Source organism: Streptomyces sp. NPDC002588, assembly GCF_040295925.1.
GTDB lineage: Bacteria > Actinomycetota > Actinomycetes > Streptomycetales > Streptomycetaceae > Streptomyces.
Window position 1 is genome coordinate 152141 of the sequence record NZ_JBEOWF010000010.1, and the last position, 13667, is coordinate 165807.

The 13667-nt window shown below is 67.7% G+C and carries 15 protein-coding genes and 1 pseudogene; 8 read left to right on the plus strand and 8 right to left on the minus strand.

Annotated features, from left to right (window positions below; all coding sequences use genetic code 11):
* Nucleotides 1-68: 68 nt before the first annotated feature.
* From ABT057_RS13865 to ABT057_RS13880, 4 genes are all read right to left on the minus strand, one after another.
* Nucleotides 69-1148: a LacI family DNA-binding transcriptional regulator gene (locus ABT057_RS13865; protein ID WP_352343025.1), complete on the minus strand. Its 1080-nt coding sequence runs from the start codon at nt 1146-1148 to the stop codon at nt 69-71.
* A gap of 52 nt (nt 1149-1200) precedes the next feature.
* Nucleotides 1201-2544 carry an ABC transporter substrate-binding protein gene (locus tag ABT057_RS13870; protein ID WP_352343026.1) on the minus strand — a complete coding sequence of 448 codons (1344 nt, stop codon included), beginning with the start codon at nt 2542-2544 and terminating at the stop codon, nt 1201-1203.
* A gap of 123 nt (nt 2545-2667) precedes the next feature.
* Nucleotides 2668-3507: a carbohydrate ABC transporter permease gene (locus ABT057_RS13875; RefSeq protein WP_352343027.1), complete on the minus strand. Its 840-nt coding sequence runs from the start codon at nt 3505-3507 to the stop codon at nt 2668-2670.
* A 14-nt stretch (nt 3508-3521) separates the two neighbouring features.
* Nucleotides 3522-4499, minus strand: coding sequence for a carbohydrate ABC transporter permease (locus ABT057_RS13880; protein WP_352343029.1), 978 nt, complete (start codon nt 4497-4499; stop codon nt 3522-3524).
* A 361-nt stretch (nt 4500-4860) separates the two neighbouring features.
* Here ABT057_RS13880 and ABT057_RS13885 point away from each other — a divergent pair, with 361 nt between their 5' ends.
* Together ABT057_RS13885 and ABT057_RS49185 are read left to right on the plus strand one after the other, a co-directional pair.
* Nucleotides 4861-5031 carry a hypothetical protein gene (locus tag ABT057_RS13885; protein WP_352343031.1) on the plus strand — a complete coding sequence of 57 codons (171 nt, stop codon included), beginning with the start codon at nt 4861-4863 and terminating at the stop codon, nt 5029-5031.
* A 123-nt stretch (nt 5032-5154) separates the two neighbouring features.
* Nucleotides 5155-5406, plus strand: a complete 252-nt coding sequence (locus tag ABT057_RS49185) for a hypothetical protein (protein WP_502973891.1) — start codon at nt 5155-5157, stop codon at nt 5404-5406.
* A 193-nt stretch (nt 5407-5599) separates the two neighbouring features.
* On the opposite strand, the gene ABT057_RS13895 is transcribed toward ABT057_RS49185, so the two are convergent.
* Nucleotides 5600-6205 (minus strand): dihydrofolate reductase family protein, encoded by a 606-nt coding sequence (locus ABT057_RS13895; protein WP_352343032.1) that lies wholly within the window; start codon nt 6203-6205, stop codon nt 5600-5602.
* A gap of 92 nt (nt 6206-6297) precedes the next feature.
* Here ABT057_RS13895 and ABT057_RS13900 point away from each other — a divergent pair.
* Nucleotides 6298-6895, plus strand: a pseudogene (locus tag ABT057_RS13900) (IS256 family transposase); the annotation flags it as partial.
* A 92-nt stretch (nt 6896-6987) separates the two neighbouring features.
* Here the strand turns inward: ABT057_RS13900 and ABT057_RS13905 are convergent.
* The 3 genes from ABT057_RS13905 to ABT057_RS13915 all read right to left on the minus strand — a co-directional run bounded on the left by ABT057_RS13905 (nt 6988) and on the right by ABT057_RS13915 (nt 9428).
* Nucleotides 6988-7533: a GNAT family N-acetyltransferase gene (locus ABT057_RS13905; protein ID WP_352343034.1), complete on the minus strand. Its 546-nt coding sequence runs from the start codon at nt 7531-7533 to the stop codon at nt 6988-6990.
* A 260-nt stretch (nt 7534-7793) separates the two neighbouring features.
* The gene (locus ABT057_RS13910; protein ID WP_352343035.1) at nt 7794-8159 is read right to left on the minus strand and encodes a hypothetical protein; all 366 of its coding nucleotides are present in this window, start codon (nt 8157-8159) and stop codon (nt 7794-7796) included.
* A 399-nt stretch (nt 8160-8558) separates the two neighbouring features.
* Entirely contained in the window at nt 8559-9428 is an 870-nt protein-coding gene (locus ABT057_RS13915) for a helix-turn-helix domain-containing protein (protein WP_352343036.1), read from the minus strand.
* 235 nt (nt 9429-9663) lie between these two features.
* Here ABT057_RS13915 and ABT057_RS13920 point away from each other — a divergent pair, with 235 nt between their 5' ends.
* The 5 genes from ABT057_RS13920 (at nt 9664) to ABT057_RS13940 (ending at nt 13658) form a co-directional block, all read left to right on the plus strand.
* Complete coding sequence (locus ABT057_RS13920) at nt 9664-10581, plus strand: alpha/beta hydrolase (protein ID WP_352343038.1); 918 nt, start codon at nt 9664-9666, stop codon at nt 10579-10581.
* A 479-nt stretch (nt 10582-11060) separates the two neighbouring features.
* Nucleotides 11061-11252: a hypothetical protein gene (locus ABT057_RS13925; protein ID WP_352343040.1), complete on the plus strand. Its 192-nt coding sequence runs from the start codon at nt 11061-11063 to the stop codon at nt 11250-11252.
* Between the two features lie 27 nt (nt 11253-11279).
* A complete protein-coding gene (locus ABT057_RS13930) occupies nt 11280-11723 on the plus strand; it encodes a hypothetical protein (RefSeq protein ID WP_352343041.1) in 444 nt (147 codons plus the stop codon).
* Between the two features lie 47 nt (nt 11724-11770).
* Nucleotides 11771-12457, plus strand: coding sequence for a helix-turn-helix domain-containing protein (locus ABT057_RS13935; protein ID WP_352343042.1), 687 nt, complete (start codon nt 11771-11773; stop codon nt 12455-12457).
* A gap of 409 nt (nt 12458-12866) precedes the next feature.
* The gene (locus ABT057_RS13940) at nt 12867-13658 is read left to right on the plus strand and encodes a COG4705 family protein (RefSeq protein WP_352343043.1); all 792 of its coding nucleotides are present in this window, start codon (nt 12867-12869) and stop codon (nt 13656-13658) included.
* The last annotated feature ends 9 nt before the right edge of the window (nt 13659-13667 follow it).

Sequence of the window (13667 nt, forward strand, 5' to 3'; positions counted from 1 at the left end):
TGGAGGCAGCGTGCGGCGACGGTGCCTGGGAGTGGTTCGGTGACGGGCCCCGCGGAGGGCCCTGGAGGTCAGACGGAACGGTCGGGCGCCGGGCCGGAGCTCTGGCGGACGATCAGCTCTGGTTCGGCCCACAGCGGTGGTGCCGGTGCGTTGTCGGGGTCGAGCAGCCGGTGCAGCATCCCGAAGGCGCCGCGCCCCAGCCCCTCGAAGTCCAGCCGCACCGTGGTCAGGAGCGGGTGGGTGAATGCCGCGTACGGTGCGTCGTCGAATCCGACGACACTCAGGTCACCCGGCACGTCCCGGCCCGCCTCCCGGGCCGCACGGAGCACGCCGAGCGCGAGGTCGTCGTTCCCGCACAGTACGGCTGTGACCTGCGGGTCGGCGACGAGGGAGCGGGCGGCCAGATACCCGGATCGCGGGCTCCAGCCGCCTTCGACCGGCTCCGGGACCAGGCGGCCCGCGCCCTGGAGCGCCTGCCGCCAGCCCTCGGCGCGCTGGCCGACGCGGGCCGTGGACGACGGGATGGCCAGGTGGTGGACGGTGCGGTGACCGAGGCCGAGCAGATACCGGGTGGCCTGCGCAGCCGCGGAGCGGTCATCGAGCCAGGCTTCGGGCCGTCCGCTGGTGTGTCCCTCCCGCGGCAGCTCCACGACGGCTGCTGCGGGAAAGTCCGTCGGCAGCGCCCGCCAGGCCTGCTCGCCCGGTGCGTTGAAGGCGATGACCAGGACGGGCTCGCCCGGACGGGCGAGCCGGCCCGCGATGTCGACCGGGGTCAGCGCGGCGTCCGCGTCCAGGACACTGACCGCCACCGCGAAATCCGCCGCACGTGCAGCCTCCTCGATGCCTCGAAGCGCCAGGGACGCCCCGTACAAGGTGGTGTCCGAGGTGAGCACGGTCACCGAGCGCACGGTCCCGCCCGCCAGTGCCCGGGCCAGTCGGTTGGGCTTGTAGCCCAGTTCGTCGATGACTTGCAGCACCCGCTCGCGGGTGGCCTTCTTGACCTTCGGCTTGTCGTTGACGACACGGGAGACGGTCTGGTGGGAGACCCCGGCGGCCTTGGCGACGTCGAGGATGCTGACCGACCGGTGCCGGTCCGCGCCGTCCCGGGGCGGGGCCTCGTCACGGTGGACCGGGGTTGCTTCCTGCATGTCGGTGGTCTCCTGGTGGTTGGTCGCCGCTAAGGCTACTCGTCCGCGGCTGCTACTTGACCGCGGTGTTGGACTCCTCGTTCACCGAGTCGGCGGCCTTCTGGGCAGACTGCTGGCCGAGCCACACCTGGTTGAAGGCGTCCTGCACCTTGACGTTGTACGTCGCAGAGGACGTGGTGAGCGGATAGCCGGTCGTCGTGCCGGCGGCCTCCTTCGAGAAGGCGCTGACGTCGACGCCCTGCTTCTTCCAGATGTCCACGAAGTCCTGGTTGAGCGTGGGAATGCCCGGCCACACCGAACCCGCGGCGACGATGATCTTCTGGGACTCCTCGGAGCCGAGCCACTTCACCAGTTCCCAGGCTTCCTTGGGGTGCTTGCTGCCGGTGTACAGGGCGTTGCTCAGACCGTTGTACACCGTGCCCTTACCGACCGGCCCGCTGGGGAGTTCGGCGACCCCGAAGTTGCCCTTCATCGAGCTCTGGTAGGCGTTGAGGTCCCAGCTGCCGTCCCACACCACGGCAGCCTGCTTGCGGGCCATGACCTGCGGCAGGGCGGCGCCGTTCGGGGTATTGGTGACCGAGGCGGGAACGGCGACGTGGTACTTCAGCCGCAGGTCCCGGATGAACTGGATCGCCTCCACGCAGGACGGCTGGTTGATCGTCCACTTGCCCCAGGCCTTGTCCTGGAGCTTGCAGCCGTTCTGCGTCGCCGCGTTCCACCAGTCCGTCTGGCCGTTGGGCGAGGAGAGTGCGAGGCCGTACTGCTTGACGTGCTTGCTGTCGAAGCCCGCCTGGTTCGGGTGGTTGCCGTTCTCGTCGATCGTCAGCTTCTGCAGTGCCTTGACGAAGGGGCCGCCGTCGGTGGTGTTCCACGACGGGCCGCTGAGCTGCTCCTGGGTCAGCCCTGCCGTCTTCAGCATGGTCTTGTTGTAGACCTGCGCGATGGTGTCCCAGTCCTTCGGCAGGCCGTACTGCTTGCCGTCCTGCTCCCAGCCCGTCAGCAGCTTGGAGTCGTAGACCGAGGTGTCCAGCTTGTCGGCCTTGATGTACGGGGTCAGGTCGGCGAGAACGCCCTGCTGGGCGAACTGCGGGAAGTACGCCACGTGGTCCCAGAAGACATCCGGTGCGGTGCGGCCGGCCAGCTGGGTCTGGAGCTTGCTCCAGTACTGGGCCCAGGCGTTCAGCTCGATCTTGACCTTGATCTTCGGGTGCGCCTTCTCGAACGCGTCGATCGACTTCTGCAGGGCGGGCTTCTGGACCGCGTCCCAGATGGCGTACCGCAGGGTCACGGTGCCGTCGGAAGAGGCGCCGTCGGACGAGCCGCAAGCGGTGGTGAGGCCGAGCAGGAGGGCGCCGGTGGCGGCACCGACCAGGATTCTTCTGACGGATGCGGACATGGTTGTGGTGTCCCTTCAGGTGCAGGTGGTGCGCGAGGGTTCGGAAAGTGGGGCGGAGGCCCGGTGTGGGAAAGTATTAACGTTAACAATTTGCGGATCGAGAGATCACCGACGATGCGCGCCTCACTTCAGGCCCGTGAGGGCGATGGAGCGGACGATGTGCTTCTGGAAGACCAGGAAGACGACGATCAGCGGGATCAGGGCGATCGCGGCTCCGGCGAGCACGATGTGCGGCAGGTCGGAGGCGTGCTCTCCTTGGAGCGCCGCGATGCCCACGGTGATCACCCGGGTGCGGTCGCTGTTGGTGATGATCAGCGGCCAGATCAGGTTGTTCCAGGTGTTGATGAAGGTGATCGTGGCGAGCGTGGCCAGGATCGGGCGGCTCAGGGGCAGCATGATCCGCACGAGGATGCCCCAGGTGGTCGCGCCGTCGATACGGGCGGCGGCCTCCAGGTCTTTGGGGATGGTCATGAAGTGCTGACGCACCAGGAATACGCCGTACGGGGTGCCGAGCACGGTGGGCAGGATGAGGCCGGCGTAGGTGTCGACCATGCCCAGGTCACGCATCATCAGGAACAGCGGCACCAGTGTGATCATCTGCGGCACCATCATCGTGGCGAGATAGGCCCAGAACAGCCAGTCCCGTCCCGGGAACTCCAGGCGGGCCAGCGCGTACGCCGCCATCGCGCTGAACACGACCTGTCCTGCGGTGACGACGACTGCCACGAGCAGGGTGTGGAGCAGGAAGGAGGACATCCCGTACTGGTTCCACACATCGGCGAAGTTGGCGAAGGTGGCGGGGTGTGCGGGGGCCCAGGCGTCGGTCGACAGCAGGTCCGAGGGTCGCTTGAACGCGGCGTTCAGTGTCAGCAGGTACGGGCCGACGGACAGCAGCGCTCCCGCGAGCAGGATTCCGTACAGCGTCGTCCTGCGGACGACGGTGGGGATCGAAGACGAATGCATGGTGATGGACGCCCTCAGCTGAAGTCGTAGACAGTGCGCTTGCGGAAGTACAGGACCTGGACCGACGTCACCAGCAGGATCAGGGTGAACAGCAGCATCGCCAGCGCCGAGGCGTAGCCGGTGCGGAACAACTGGAACGCCTGCTGGTAGATGTGGAAGTTCATGGTGTCGGTCGAACCGCCGGGTCCGCCCTGGGTCATCACGTAGACGGTGTCGAACATCTGGAACGACCCGATGGTGTTGGTGACCAGCACGAAGAACATCGACGGGCGCAGCAGCGGCAGCGTGATCCGGAAGAACCGCTGTACGGGACCCGCTCCGTCCAGGTCGGCCGCCTCGTACAGCGACTCCGGGATCGCCTGCAGCCCGGCGAGCAAGAACAACATGGTGTAGCCGGTGTACTGCCAGACGTTGACCGAGGCGAGCACCGGCATCGCCCAGGCCGTGGATGACAGCCACGCCGGGCCATCGATGCCGAACAGCGACAGGAACTGGTTGACCACGCCGTTTTGCGGGTCGAACGCCCAGTTCCAGACGATGCCCAGCGCCACCGGCATGGCCATCCAGGGCAGCACGAACAGCACCCGGAGCGCCTTTCCGCCGCGCATCCTCCGGTTCATCGCGAGGGCGAGCAGCAGGGCCAGCACGGTCTGCGCCGGGATGTTCAGCACCACGTAGTAGATGGTGTTGCGCACTGCGCGCCACACCTCGCTGTCACCGGCCATCTCACGGTAGTTCGCGAGCCCGACGAAGTGCGGGGAGCCCATCAGGTTCCAGTCGAAGAAGCTGATCACGACGACCCCGGCGATCGGCGCGAGCAGGAAGAGCACGAACCCGATCAAGCTTGGTGTCAGCAGGACGTACGCCTCGACGGTGGTGCGGATCCGGGTCCGTCGCCGGTGGCGTGCGCCGTCCGGGCTGGGTGTGGGTGTCTTGACAGGGGAACGGCCCCGGTCGACTGCCTGGTGGTGCGGGTCAGTAGGAATGTTCACGGTCACATCTATGCTCCGTCGGGGGCGGCTCGATCGGGGGCGCAAGGGGCAGCGGGTAGAGGGCTGCGGCTTGAGGCGCTGGAAAATGTGGGATACACGAGTGGCTAGCGCGGTGATGACTCAGCGGTGAAACAGAGTGTTAACGTTAACACCAGGCACGTCAATAGCTGGAGGGGAGATTTGTTGCCCCGATGGAGCTCCTTGGGGGAGTCGCGGAACTGGGCGTCGCGCCGGTCGCACTCGGCCCGGTGCCCGATGGTGAACTGCCGGTGCGTGCAGGGCCGTCGACGAGTTCGCCTTCCCTTCCCCCGAGGAAGGACTTCCTCCTCGCCGGCATGGAGGCCCGGGCCGAGGGTGTCCAATGGTCGTCCGTGACCTGCCCGTACTGCGCGAGGTCTTCGGCCACGCCGCCGGCTTCGCTGCCACCCAGGAGGATCTGGCCGACCAGCACGGCCAAGCCTTCACACCACGACCCGGCCCTGCGGACGGCCGGCCGGGACCGCAGGACGATCCGCGCCTGCCTGAACCGTGAGCGGACTCCCGGTCAGCGACGTCAGGCGCCGGACGCGTTCGTACCGTTCCTGCCGTACTGCCATACTGCCGGCAACGGCTCGCAGACGACTCACGCTTGTGGGCCTCGACGCGGTTCGACAAGGTGACCGCGCTCGGCTGTCAGGGTGCGTACTCGACGTTCACGCGGGCGCTTCGCCGCAATGCCGGGGACTACGAGACGCTGCCCGAGCACTCCGAAGCGATGCGCACGCTCGCCGCGATCACTCTCATGACCCGTCGGCTGATCCGCGGCAGCGTTCACCCGACCTCGGCCGTTCCCCGGCCCGTGCCGCCGTCGCAGCGGCCTGAGCTGCCGGGTCTGTACGGTCAACGGTGGATCTTCAAAACGGAGTAACACCTGATGACAGACGTGACCATGTCGGCTGAGGCCGCGATCACCTCCGAGTGAGAGAGGAACCCTGTCTCCCTCAACCGCGCCCACGACCTGGACCGGGCGTCCTGACGTTGGCCGTTCGCCCCTGTCAGGTCTTGCTCCGCGCCCGCCGGCGTCGGCCTGGCGGCCGTCCGGACCGGCGGACGGGGCGACGTCACGCAGGGACGCCGAGCGGCGGGTGCTCGAGCACGCGGGGCTTGTACTCGACCAGCTGGATGCGGCCGTCGAAGGTGTGGTGCTCGATCATCTCGAGGGCAACGTCCGGATAGCCGTCGTAGATGCGTTCTTCGCCCGTGGCCCCGGTGATCACCGGGAACATCACGACCCGGAAGCGGTCGACGAGTCCGGCTCGTAGCAGCGACCGGCACAGGCTGAGGCTGCCGATCGTGCTGAGGAGCCCCGAGCCATTCGACTTCATGGCGCGGACCGCCTCGACGGCGTCGTCGCGGACGAGCGTGGAGTTGGCCCACGTCAGTGGCTCCTCGAGTGAGGAGGAGAACACCACCTTGGAGGCTTGTGTGAGCTCGTCGACGGACGCCTCTTCTTCGGGCCGGAACTCGTCTTGGCCATTCGGCACCTCGCCTGCGGCGAAGCCCGACATCAGGCGGTAGGTGTTCGCTCCCATCAGGTAGGTGGCCTCGGGTTGCTCGCCGAGCCATGCGAGGTACTCCGGGCCCTCGAGGCCCCAGAACCCGGGCCATCCCTCTGCCGATGCGTGGCCGTCGAGAGAGGTGATGAAGTCGACGAGAAGCTCCGACATGGCGGTGTCCTTTCCTGGGTGTCATGAGCTTGGACCGGCCGGGAGCCACAAACTCATCGGACGCGCTGTGAGGTATCGAGAAAACCCATGACGCCATGAACGATGGCTACCGCGAGTCTGCCGACTCCTGGGCCGACCTGCTTTGCGACTGCCAACGGCGCGGGATGCGCGCTCCCGTCCTCGCGGTCGGCGACGGCGCACTCGGCTTCTGGAAGGCCCTGGCCGCAGTCTTCCCAGAGACCCGGCACCAGAGGTGCTGGGTTAACAAGATCGCCTACGTTGCCAACGCCCTGCCGAAGTCCGCGCAGCCCGGCGCGAAGAAGGCCCTGCAGGAGATCTACAACGCCGAGGACCGCGACCACGCGCTCAAAGGCCGTCGCCGGGTTCGCCAAGAGCTACGGCGCGAAGTTCGCCAAGGCTGTCAAGAAGATCACCGACGACGTCGACGAACTGCTGGCGTTCTACGACTTTCCCGCCGAGCACTGGATCCACTTGCGCACGACGAACCCGATTGAGTCGACCTTTGCCGCCGTCCGCTTGCGGACCAAGGTCACCCGGGGTGCCGGCAGCGCGGCCGCCGCCTTGGCCATGGCCTTCAAGCTCGTCGAGTCCGTCCAGGCCCGCTGGCGGGCCGTGAACTCACCTCACCTCGTCGCCGTCGTCCGCGCCGGGCCCGCTTCGAACGCGGGCAGTTCATCGAGCGCACGCAGCCCCTCTCGGCATGACAACCTTGCTGTCCCTGTCGTCGTGCCCTGCCTGGGCCAAGATCAGGTTGCTGGGTGTCACAAAGGCGACAACAGCATGAGGACCTCATCGCGATCGTCGTCGGAGGCCAGCCGCAGAGCGCCGGGCCACCTGCCGATCTCCTTCCAGCCGAGTCGGCGATAGAACTCTTCGAGACCGACACCACCGCGGGCGGCAAGGTGCAGCTGCTCCAGGCCCATCTCGTCGCGGGCGACCTCACGGACCCGGTTCATCAATGCCGCGCCGATCCCCTGGCCCCGGACGCCGAGACGGGTTTGCACGTGGTGAATCGTGCCCCAGTGCGCGACGACCGGGTGGGGATCGCAGCGGATGTTCAGCCAGCCCGCGACGGTGCCATCGGCCAGGGCGATCAGAAGGCGGCTGGTCGTTGGGGCAAGCTTCTCGATGATGCGGTCAAGGACAGCGGTGACCTCGGCGGCATCCACCGGCGGAAAGGGGAACCCGGCCGCCCCACCCGCATTGCTCACCTCGGTCCAGCAGTCCACGAGGGTCTGCTTCAGCTCGTCAGTGATCTCGTGCGGGTCAACGATCTGGGTGAAGCCAAGGGCGTTGCTGCTGGTCATGGGGACGAGTGTCACAAACGAGCCGTGCTCGTCGACACTCGGGGGCACCCACCCGAACTTCGCTGGCGCAGACAATGATCCGCAGGATTTCGACAATTACTCCTGGCCCAGGGCGAACCAGTCGAGTGCGTGCGGCCGGCCCGAAGGAATGCAGTGTCCGGCCCGGCCGGCGAGACGTGGACCTCGCTCAACGGGTCGAGCGGGATCAACCTCTCCGCGACGAGCCGGTAGTGCCCTCATTCTCCAGACGTCGCCATGTCTCATGAGGCACGGACGCTGTGGTGGTCCCGGCCCTGGGCCGGCGTTCCATCAACGGCCCGGGGCATGCGAACGCGGAGCGTTCTGGGCTGTGGCCCGGCGCCCCACGGGGTGCTTGCGACGGTTGCCGGGGAGGTCAGCCCCAGTGCGGCGTTGTCCTTGCCCTCCCGCATGTGGTTGAGCCAACGTTCGTACCAGCTGAGGAAGTCCTGTGCCGATGAGACGTTCGGAGGCCAGAAGCCGTCCGCGTTGCCGGTGACGACACGGCCGACAAGGGGACCGGTCACTCCGATCAGGCATAGAACGCTGCAGCCCGTCTCGATGACGTGGAGAAACAGGTCACCCTGCAGCGCGTCCAGGTGGTCCACCTTAGTGAATCCCCGCGGGCTGCCATCCGCGTTTTCGGGCCAGCCTGGCCGCCAGTTCGGCAGCCATCTCACCACCCGAAGGCACAGAAACCGGCGTATTCGTACTGCTCTCCTCGGCCAGCACCGACAGGAGCTCCTCACGCCCCACCCGGGCCCGCTCGACCCGTTCCCGCGCGGCATCCACCTCCGCCTGAGCCTGCTCCAGGACCTCCGTCCAGGACTCCAGATCCTGCCCTCGCCCGCGCCTCACGCTGTTCCATCAACCCCAGCACCGACGGCATCGCACCCTTCTCGATCCACAACAAGCCGTCCGCTGCCTGCCCCTACCCCAGGGCGATCATGCCCCGCACACGAAGAAGCCCCTGCTCATCGAACAGGGACTCCCTTTGCCACAACGCACTAACGGTCCGCAATCGGGTCGTCGGCGGCTTGCGCGGCCCATGAGGCGAGGATGCGCAGACGGTCGTGGCTGGGCGTGCCGGGCTCGGCGGTCAGGGTGATGAGCTGCTGGTCGGGGTCGTCGGTGGACGTGAGGAAGGACCAGTCGAGGGTGAGCGGGCCGACAACGGGATGGTCCAGCGTTTTCGTGCCCGATCTCTGGGTGGCGACGCGGTGGGCGCCCCACCAGCGCCGGAAGTCGGGGTCCTGAAGCGACAGCTCGCCCACCAGTTCGGCCAGCCGCGGATCCTTCGGATCGCGGACGGCCTCCATGCGCAGCTGCGCCAGGGTCATCTGCGCTACCCACTCCCAGTCCGGGTACAGCGCTCTGATGGCCGGTTCGCAGAAGACCAGCCGTACGAAGTTGCGCTTCTTCTCCGGGATCCGCGCGAAGTCGGTGAACAGAGCGGCCGCCATGGCGTTCCAGGCGAGGATGTCCGTGCGGCGGCCCAGGACGACGGCCGGCGTGGTGGGGAGGTCCTCCAAGAGGCGCTGCAGCTGCGGCTGGACTTTCTGCGTGGTGCGCCGACGCGGCCGGGCGGCGTCTCGACCGGACAGTTCGAACATGTAGGCGCGCTCACTGTCATCAAGCCGGAGGACACGCGCGAGGGTGTCCAGCACTGGTTCGGAGGCCTGGCGGCGGCCCTGCTCCAGGCGCGTGTAGTAGTCGGGGCTGATCGACGCCAGCAAGGCCACCTCCTCGCGGCGCAGGCCCTTGACCCTGCGCCTGCCGGGCGAGTCGGGCAGCCCCACTTCGGCCGGGCTCAGCTCTGTGCGCCGCGCCTTAAGGAAGGCACCCAGCTCACTGTCGCGGGGGTTGCTGCTGCTCATAGGCACAAGTGTTACAGCCCGCCGGTCCTGTGACAGTGGGCCTGCTCTGTCCCAGGACCACGGTGTCCGGGGACAAAAGAAGCCTCTTACCCGCCCGTGTTCCGCGTGCGAGTGTCGATGACGTGGCCGGCGGACGGACCGCCCCGAAGACGACGGCCCCGCCAAAGGTCCTGCCGGAGCAATCCGCGCCGTCGCGATCCCAGCACTTCCCCACCTGCACCAGGAGACACAGACCGTGAAGACCAGCGTCACCTTCCCCGGCAACGATCTCGCCCTCGCCGGGATTCTCTTCACCCCCGACGACCACACCGACGGCCGGCTGCCGGCCATTGTCATCTCCCACCCGGGAGGCGGCGTGAAGGAGCAGAGCCCGAGCATCTACGCCGAGCGCCTGGCCCGCGCCGGATTCGCTGCGCTCGTCTTCGACGCCGCCTACCAGGGCGAGAGCGAGGGCGAGCCGCGCGGCATGGAGAACCCCTTCCAGCGCGCCGAGAACATCAAGTCCGCCGTGACCTACCTGACCACACGTGACGACATCGACCCGGACCGTATCGGAGCCCTGGGCATCTGCGCCTCCGGCGGTTACGTCCCCTACGCCGCACAGACCGACCACCGCATCAAGGGCGTGGCCACGGTCAGCGCCGTGGACATGGGCTCGGTGATCCGTGAAGGACTGGGCCGCACCCAGGACCCGGCGATCCTCAAGGCCCTGCTCGACCAGGCCGGCGCGGCGCGCACCGCCGAGGCACGCGGCGCGGCCCCGGAGCTCATGGCATGGATTCCCGACAACGCCGAGGAACTGCTGGAGACCGCTACCCGGCAGTTCCGCGAGACGTTCGAGTTCTACTGCACCCCGCGCGGTCACCACCCTCGTGCGGTCCAGGGATGGGTGCTGCGCAGCGTCGACCAGCTCGCCCAGTACGACTCGTACGCGTTGATCGAGCTGATCTCGCCCCGCCCCCTGCTGATGATCGCCGGTTCGGAGGCGGAGAGCGCCTACTTCAGCCGGGAAGCGATCGCGCAGGCGGCCGAGCCCAAGGAACTGGTCGTCATCGACGGCGCCACCCATATCGATCTGTACGACAAGGACGAATACGTCACGCCCGCCGTCGCCAAGCTCGCCGAGTTCTTCGGCAAGCACCTGGCGGGGTGACCACCCGCCACTGCGGACCCACGGGCAGCAGAGGCAGCCGGCTCGCCCGAGCGGTGCGCGAGCTCTGGCACGTCGAAGCCCATCACCATGTCCTGGACACCACCCTCGCCGAGGACGCCTCCAAGATCCGCATCGGGAACACGCCCAGCGGGTGGCCGCTTTCCGCAACAGTCAGATGCCCCGGAGTGAGGCGTAGTGGAGGCCGCTGGAGACGGGCATGTCCATGGGATGCAGCCAGCGGATTGCCACGGTGAGCGTGCCAACCTGGGGGAGCTCCATGGGTCCTCGGCATCGAGCAGCATGCCGGTGACCTGGTAGCCGTGACCGGGCGGCAGGCCGACGGCCTCGAGCTGGTCCTCGGTGAGCTCCACCGTGACGCGGGTCGGTGTCGGAGGTGGGGGCTACCGAGGTGTCCACCGGTACCGGTTGGTGACATGACCAGAACAGTCACGGAACACCCTCGCTGCCAGGATGAGGCCATGGACAGCTTCCTTGTACTCGGTCTTCTCGCACTCGTCGTGTGCGGCTTCGTCGGCGTCGTCTGGGGGGCTTTCGGCGGCCCCCGCTGGGTCCGCGCCATCTCCTCGATCACGCTGGGACTGGTCAGGCTCCTACTCGGATCCAACAACAGCAGGAGGCGCACGGGCGGTTCCACCTTGGACTCGGACTAGAGTGCGCTGCCGTGGAAGCTGCTGATCTTGACCATCGGGTCCCGGACGTTGTCTGGCTGCATTCCGCCGCTGCTGGTCTCGCGGCTTCTTGAGCTGGGTCATGCGGTGGAGGTGGGGTTCCAGGCTGGGCGTGGGGAGTGGTTCTGCGCGCGGGAGTGGGCATACCTGCTCGGCGGGCAGGGCCGACAGGCAGAGGCGCTGGAGACGGTTGCTCCTTATGTGGCGACCGGTTGGTGGCCGGCCACCCGGGCCGAAGCGGAGTTGCTGGAGGGCTGGGGCGGGTGGAAGAGACGATCGAGCGGGGCCGGCCGTACGCGCAGGCGGGAGAGCCGGCTGGCACTGGAGTTCTTCGCACGTCTGCCGGCCCGCCACGACCGTGGCGGCGAGGCGTTCACCCTGCCGAGAGCCGGGATCGACGACTGGTTCCCTCGCAGACTGTCTACTGTGATGCGCCTGAAATCACGGGATTAAGTCCATGGCCTGTTTTCATGTCTCGGGGTCCTCGTGCCGTCGAAGTTGTGCTGTCCGATGAGGAGCGCGTCGAGTTGCTGCGCTGGGCGGGCGGAGCGGTGGCGCCCCGTCTTGTAGAGAGGGCACGCATCGTCTTGGCGTGCGCGGACGGGCAGCCGAATACGCGTGTGGCGGCGGAGTTCAAGGTGTCCGTGGACACGGTGAGGAAGTGGCGCTCGCGGTTTGCTGCCCGGCGGATGGCCGGACTTGCGGATGAGCCGCGGCCTGGCCGGCGCAAGTTGGAGTTGGTGCTCAGCGATGACGAACGGGCACAGCTGACGCGTTGGGCGAGGCGTGCGAAGACTGCACAGTTCCTGGCTTTGCGCGCGAGGATCGTGCTGCGGTGTGCGGAGGGCGGGACGAACAAGCAGGTGGCGGCAGAACTCGGTGTGAGTGAGCAGCCGGTGAGCCGCTGGCGGGCCCGGTTCGTCAAGCGGCGGCTGGAGGGTCTGGTCGACGAGCCGCGGCCCGGTCGGCCGCCGTCCATCCTGCTCGGCCAGGTCGAGGATGTTGTCGTCGCGACGCTGCAATCCACCCCTGGCCAGGACACGCACTGGTCGCGGGCCTCCATGGCCGCCCGTACCGGGCTGTCGAAGTCCACCATCGGGCGGATCTGGAAGAGGTTCGACGTCAAGCCGCACTTGCAGGATGCCTTCAACGGCGGTCACCCCGGTCAGGACTCCGGCGGCGGCTAGGACGGCTGCGGGCCTGACGTGACGTCTGGACATCTGGTCTCTCCCGGGTGTTCGGGGTGGGCCGGCGAGTGCCGGGCTCATGGGAGTCGCGGCTTGTTTACCGGAAACGGCGCGTGTGTGAACACACCCGGAATGAGCGGTCGGGTCTTCATCAAGCAGGTCTGGTCTTCCCCAAGGGGGCTGCTCACGCGCCCCGGAACCTGAATGCCAGTGCGCCGGCCTGTCCAGGCTTTTGATGCGGGGAGACCGCCGATATCACCGCTCGCACGTCGCTGACCAGTACATCGGTCACTGCGTTCAGGTTGTGTTCAGGCCTGGACGAACATGGGGAAACTCAGTCACCAGAAGCGCCAAAGCTCTGGCAAAGGGGTCTGGGGCAACCGTCGGGCGCCGTGCCATCGTGCCTGCCATGACGACAGATCACCTCACGGACAACCGGCCTCTGCGCCACGCACGGCACGCGGCGAGCAAGGTGCCGGAGGTGACTGTCTACTTCTGGATCATCAAGGTGCTCACGACCGGTATGGGCGAGACGGCCTCCGACTTTCTGGCCCATACGTTCGGTCCGATTCCCGCTGTCGGCCTCGGTGGCATCGGTCTGGTGGCCGCTCTGGCGGTGCAGTTCGCCGTCCGGCGGTATGTGGCCTGGGTCTACTGGACGGCGATCGTCATGGTCAGCGTGTTCGGCACGATGGCCGCCGACGTCCTGCACGTCGGCCTCGGTGTGCCGTACACGCTGTCGACCCCGTTCTTCATGGCCGCGCTGGCCGCCGTCTTCGCCCTCTGGTACCGCGGCGAGGGGACTCTGTCGATCCACAGCATCCACACCCGGCGCCGCGAGACCTTCTACTGGGCCGCCGTGCTGGCCACGTTCGCGCTGGGTACGGCCGCGGGCGACCTCACCGCCACGATCGGGCTCGGCTACTTGGGCTCCGCCGTCCTGTACGCCGCCGCGATCGCCGTTCCGGCCGTTGCGCACCGCTGGGGCGGCCTGAACGCGGTGGCCGCGTTCTGGGCCGCGTACGTCATCACCCGCCCGCTCGGTGCGTCCGTCGCCGACTGGATGGCCGTCGGCCGCGACCGAGGCGGACTCGACCTGGGCCTGGGGCCGGTCACGCTGTCCTGGACGGTGGCCATTATCGGCTTCGTCGGCTATCTGGCCGTCTCCCGCAAGGACATCCGGCACGACGACATGCTGTGACACGCGGGA

Coding starts and splice junctions, on each gene's coding strand:
- ABT057_RS13925 (WP_352343040.1), top strand. CDS start 11,061: ATGGACAGCTTCCTTGTACTCGGTCTTCTCGCACTCGTCGTGTGCGGC.
- ABT057_RS13915 (WP_352343036.1), bottom strand. CDS start 9,428: ATGAGCAGCAGCAACCCCCGCGACAGTGAGCTGGGTGCCTTCCTTAAG.
- ABT057_RS13885 (WP_352343031.1), top strand. CDS start 4,861: ATGGTCGTCCGTGACCTGCCCGTACTGCGCGAGGTCTTCGGCCACGCC.
- ABT057_RS13940 (WP_352343043.1), top strand. CDS start 12,867: ATGACGACAGATCACCTCACGGACAACCGGCCTCTGCGCCACGCACGG.
- ABT057_RS13865 (WP_352343025.1), bottom strand. CDS start 1,148: ATGCAGGAAGCAACCCCGGTCCACCGTGACGAGGCCCCGCCCCGGGAC.
- ABT057_RS13875 (WP_352343027.1), bottom strand. CDS start 3,507: ATGCATTCGTCTTCGATCCCCACCGTCGTCCGCAGGACGACGCTGTAC.
- ABT057_RS13870 (WP_352343026.1), bottom strand. CDS start 2,544: ATGTCCGCATCCGTCAGAAGAATCCTGGTCGGTGCCGCCACCGGCGCC.
- ABT057_RS13905 (WP_352343034.1), bottom strand. CDS start 7,533: ATGACCAGCAGCAACGCCCTTGGCTTCACCCAGATCGTTGACCCGCAC.
- ABT057_RS13895 (WP_352343032.1), bottom strand. CDS start 6,205: ATGTCGGAGCTTCTCGTCGACTTCATCACCTCTCTCGACGGCCACGCA.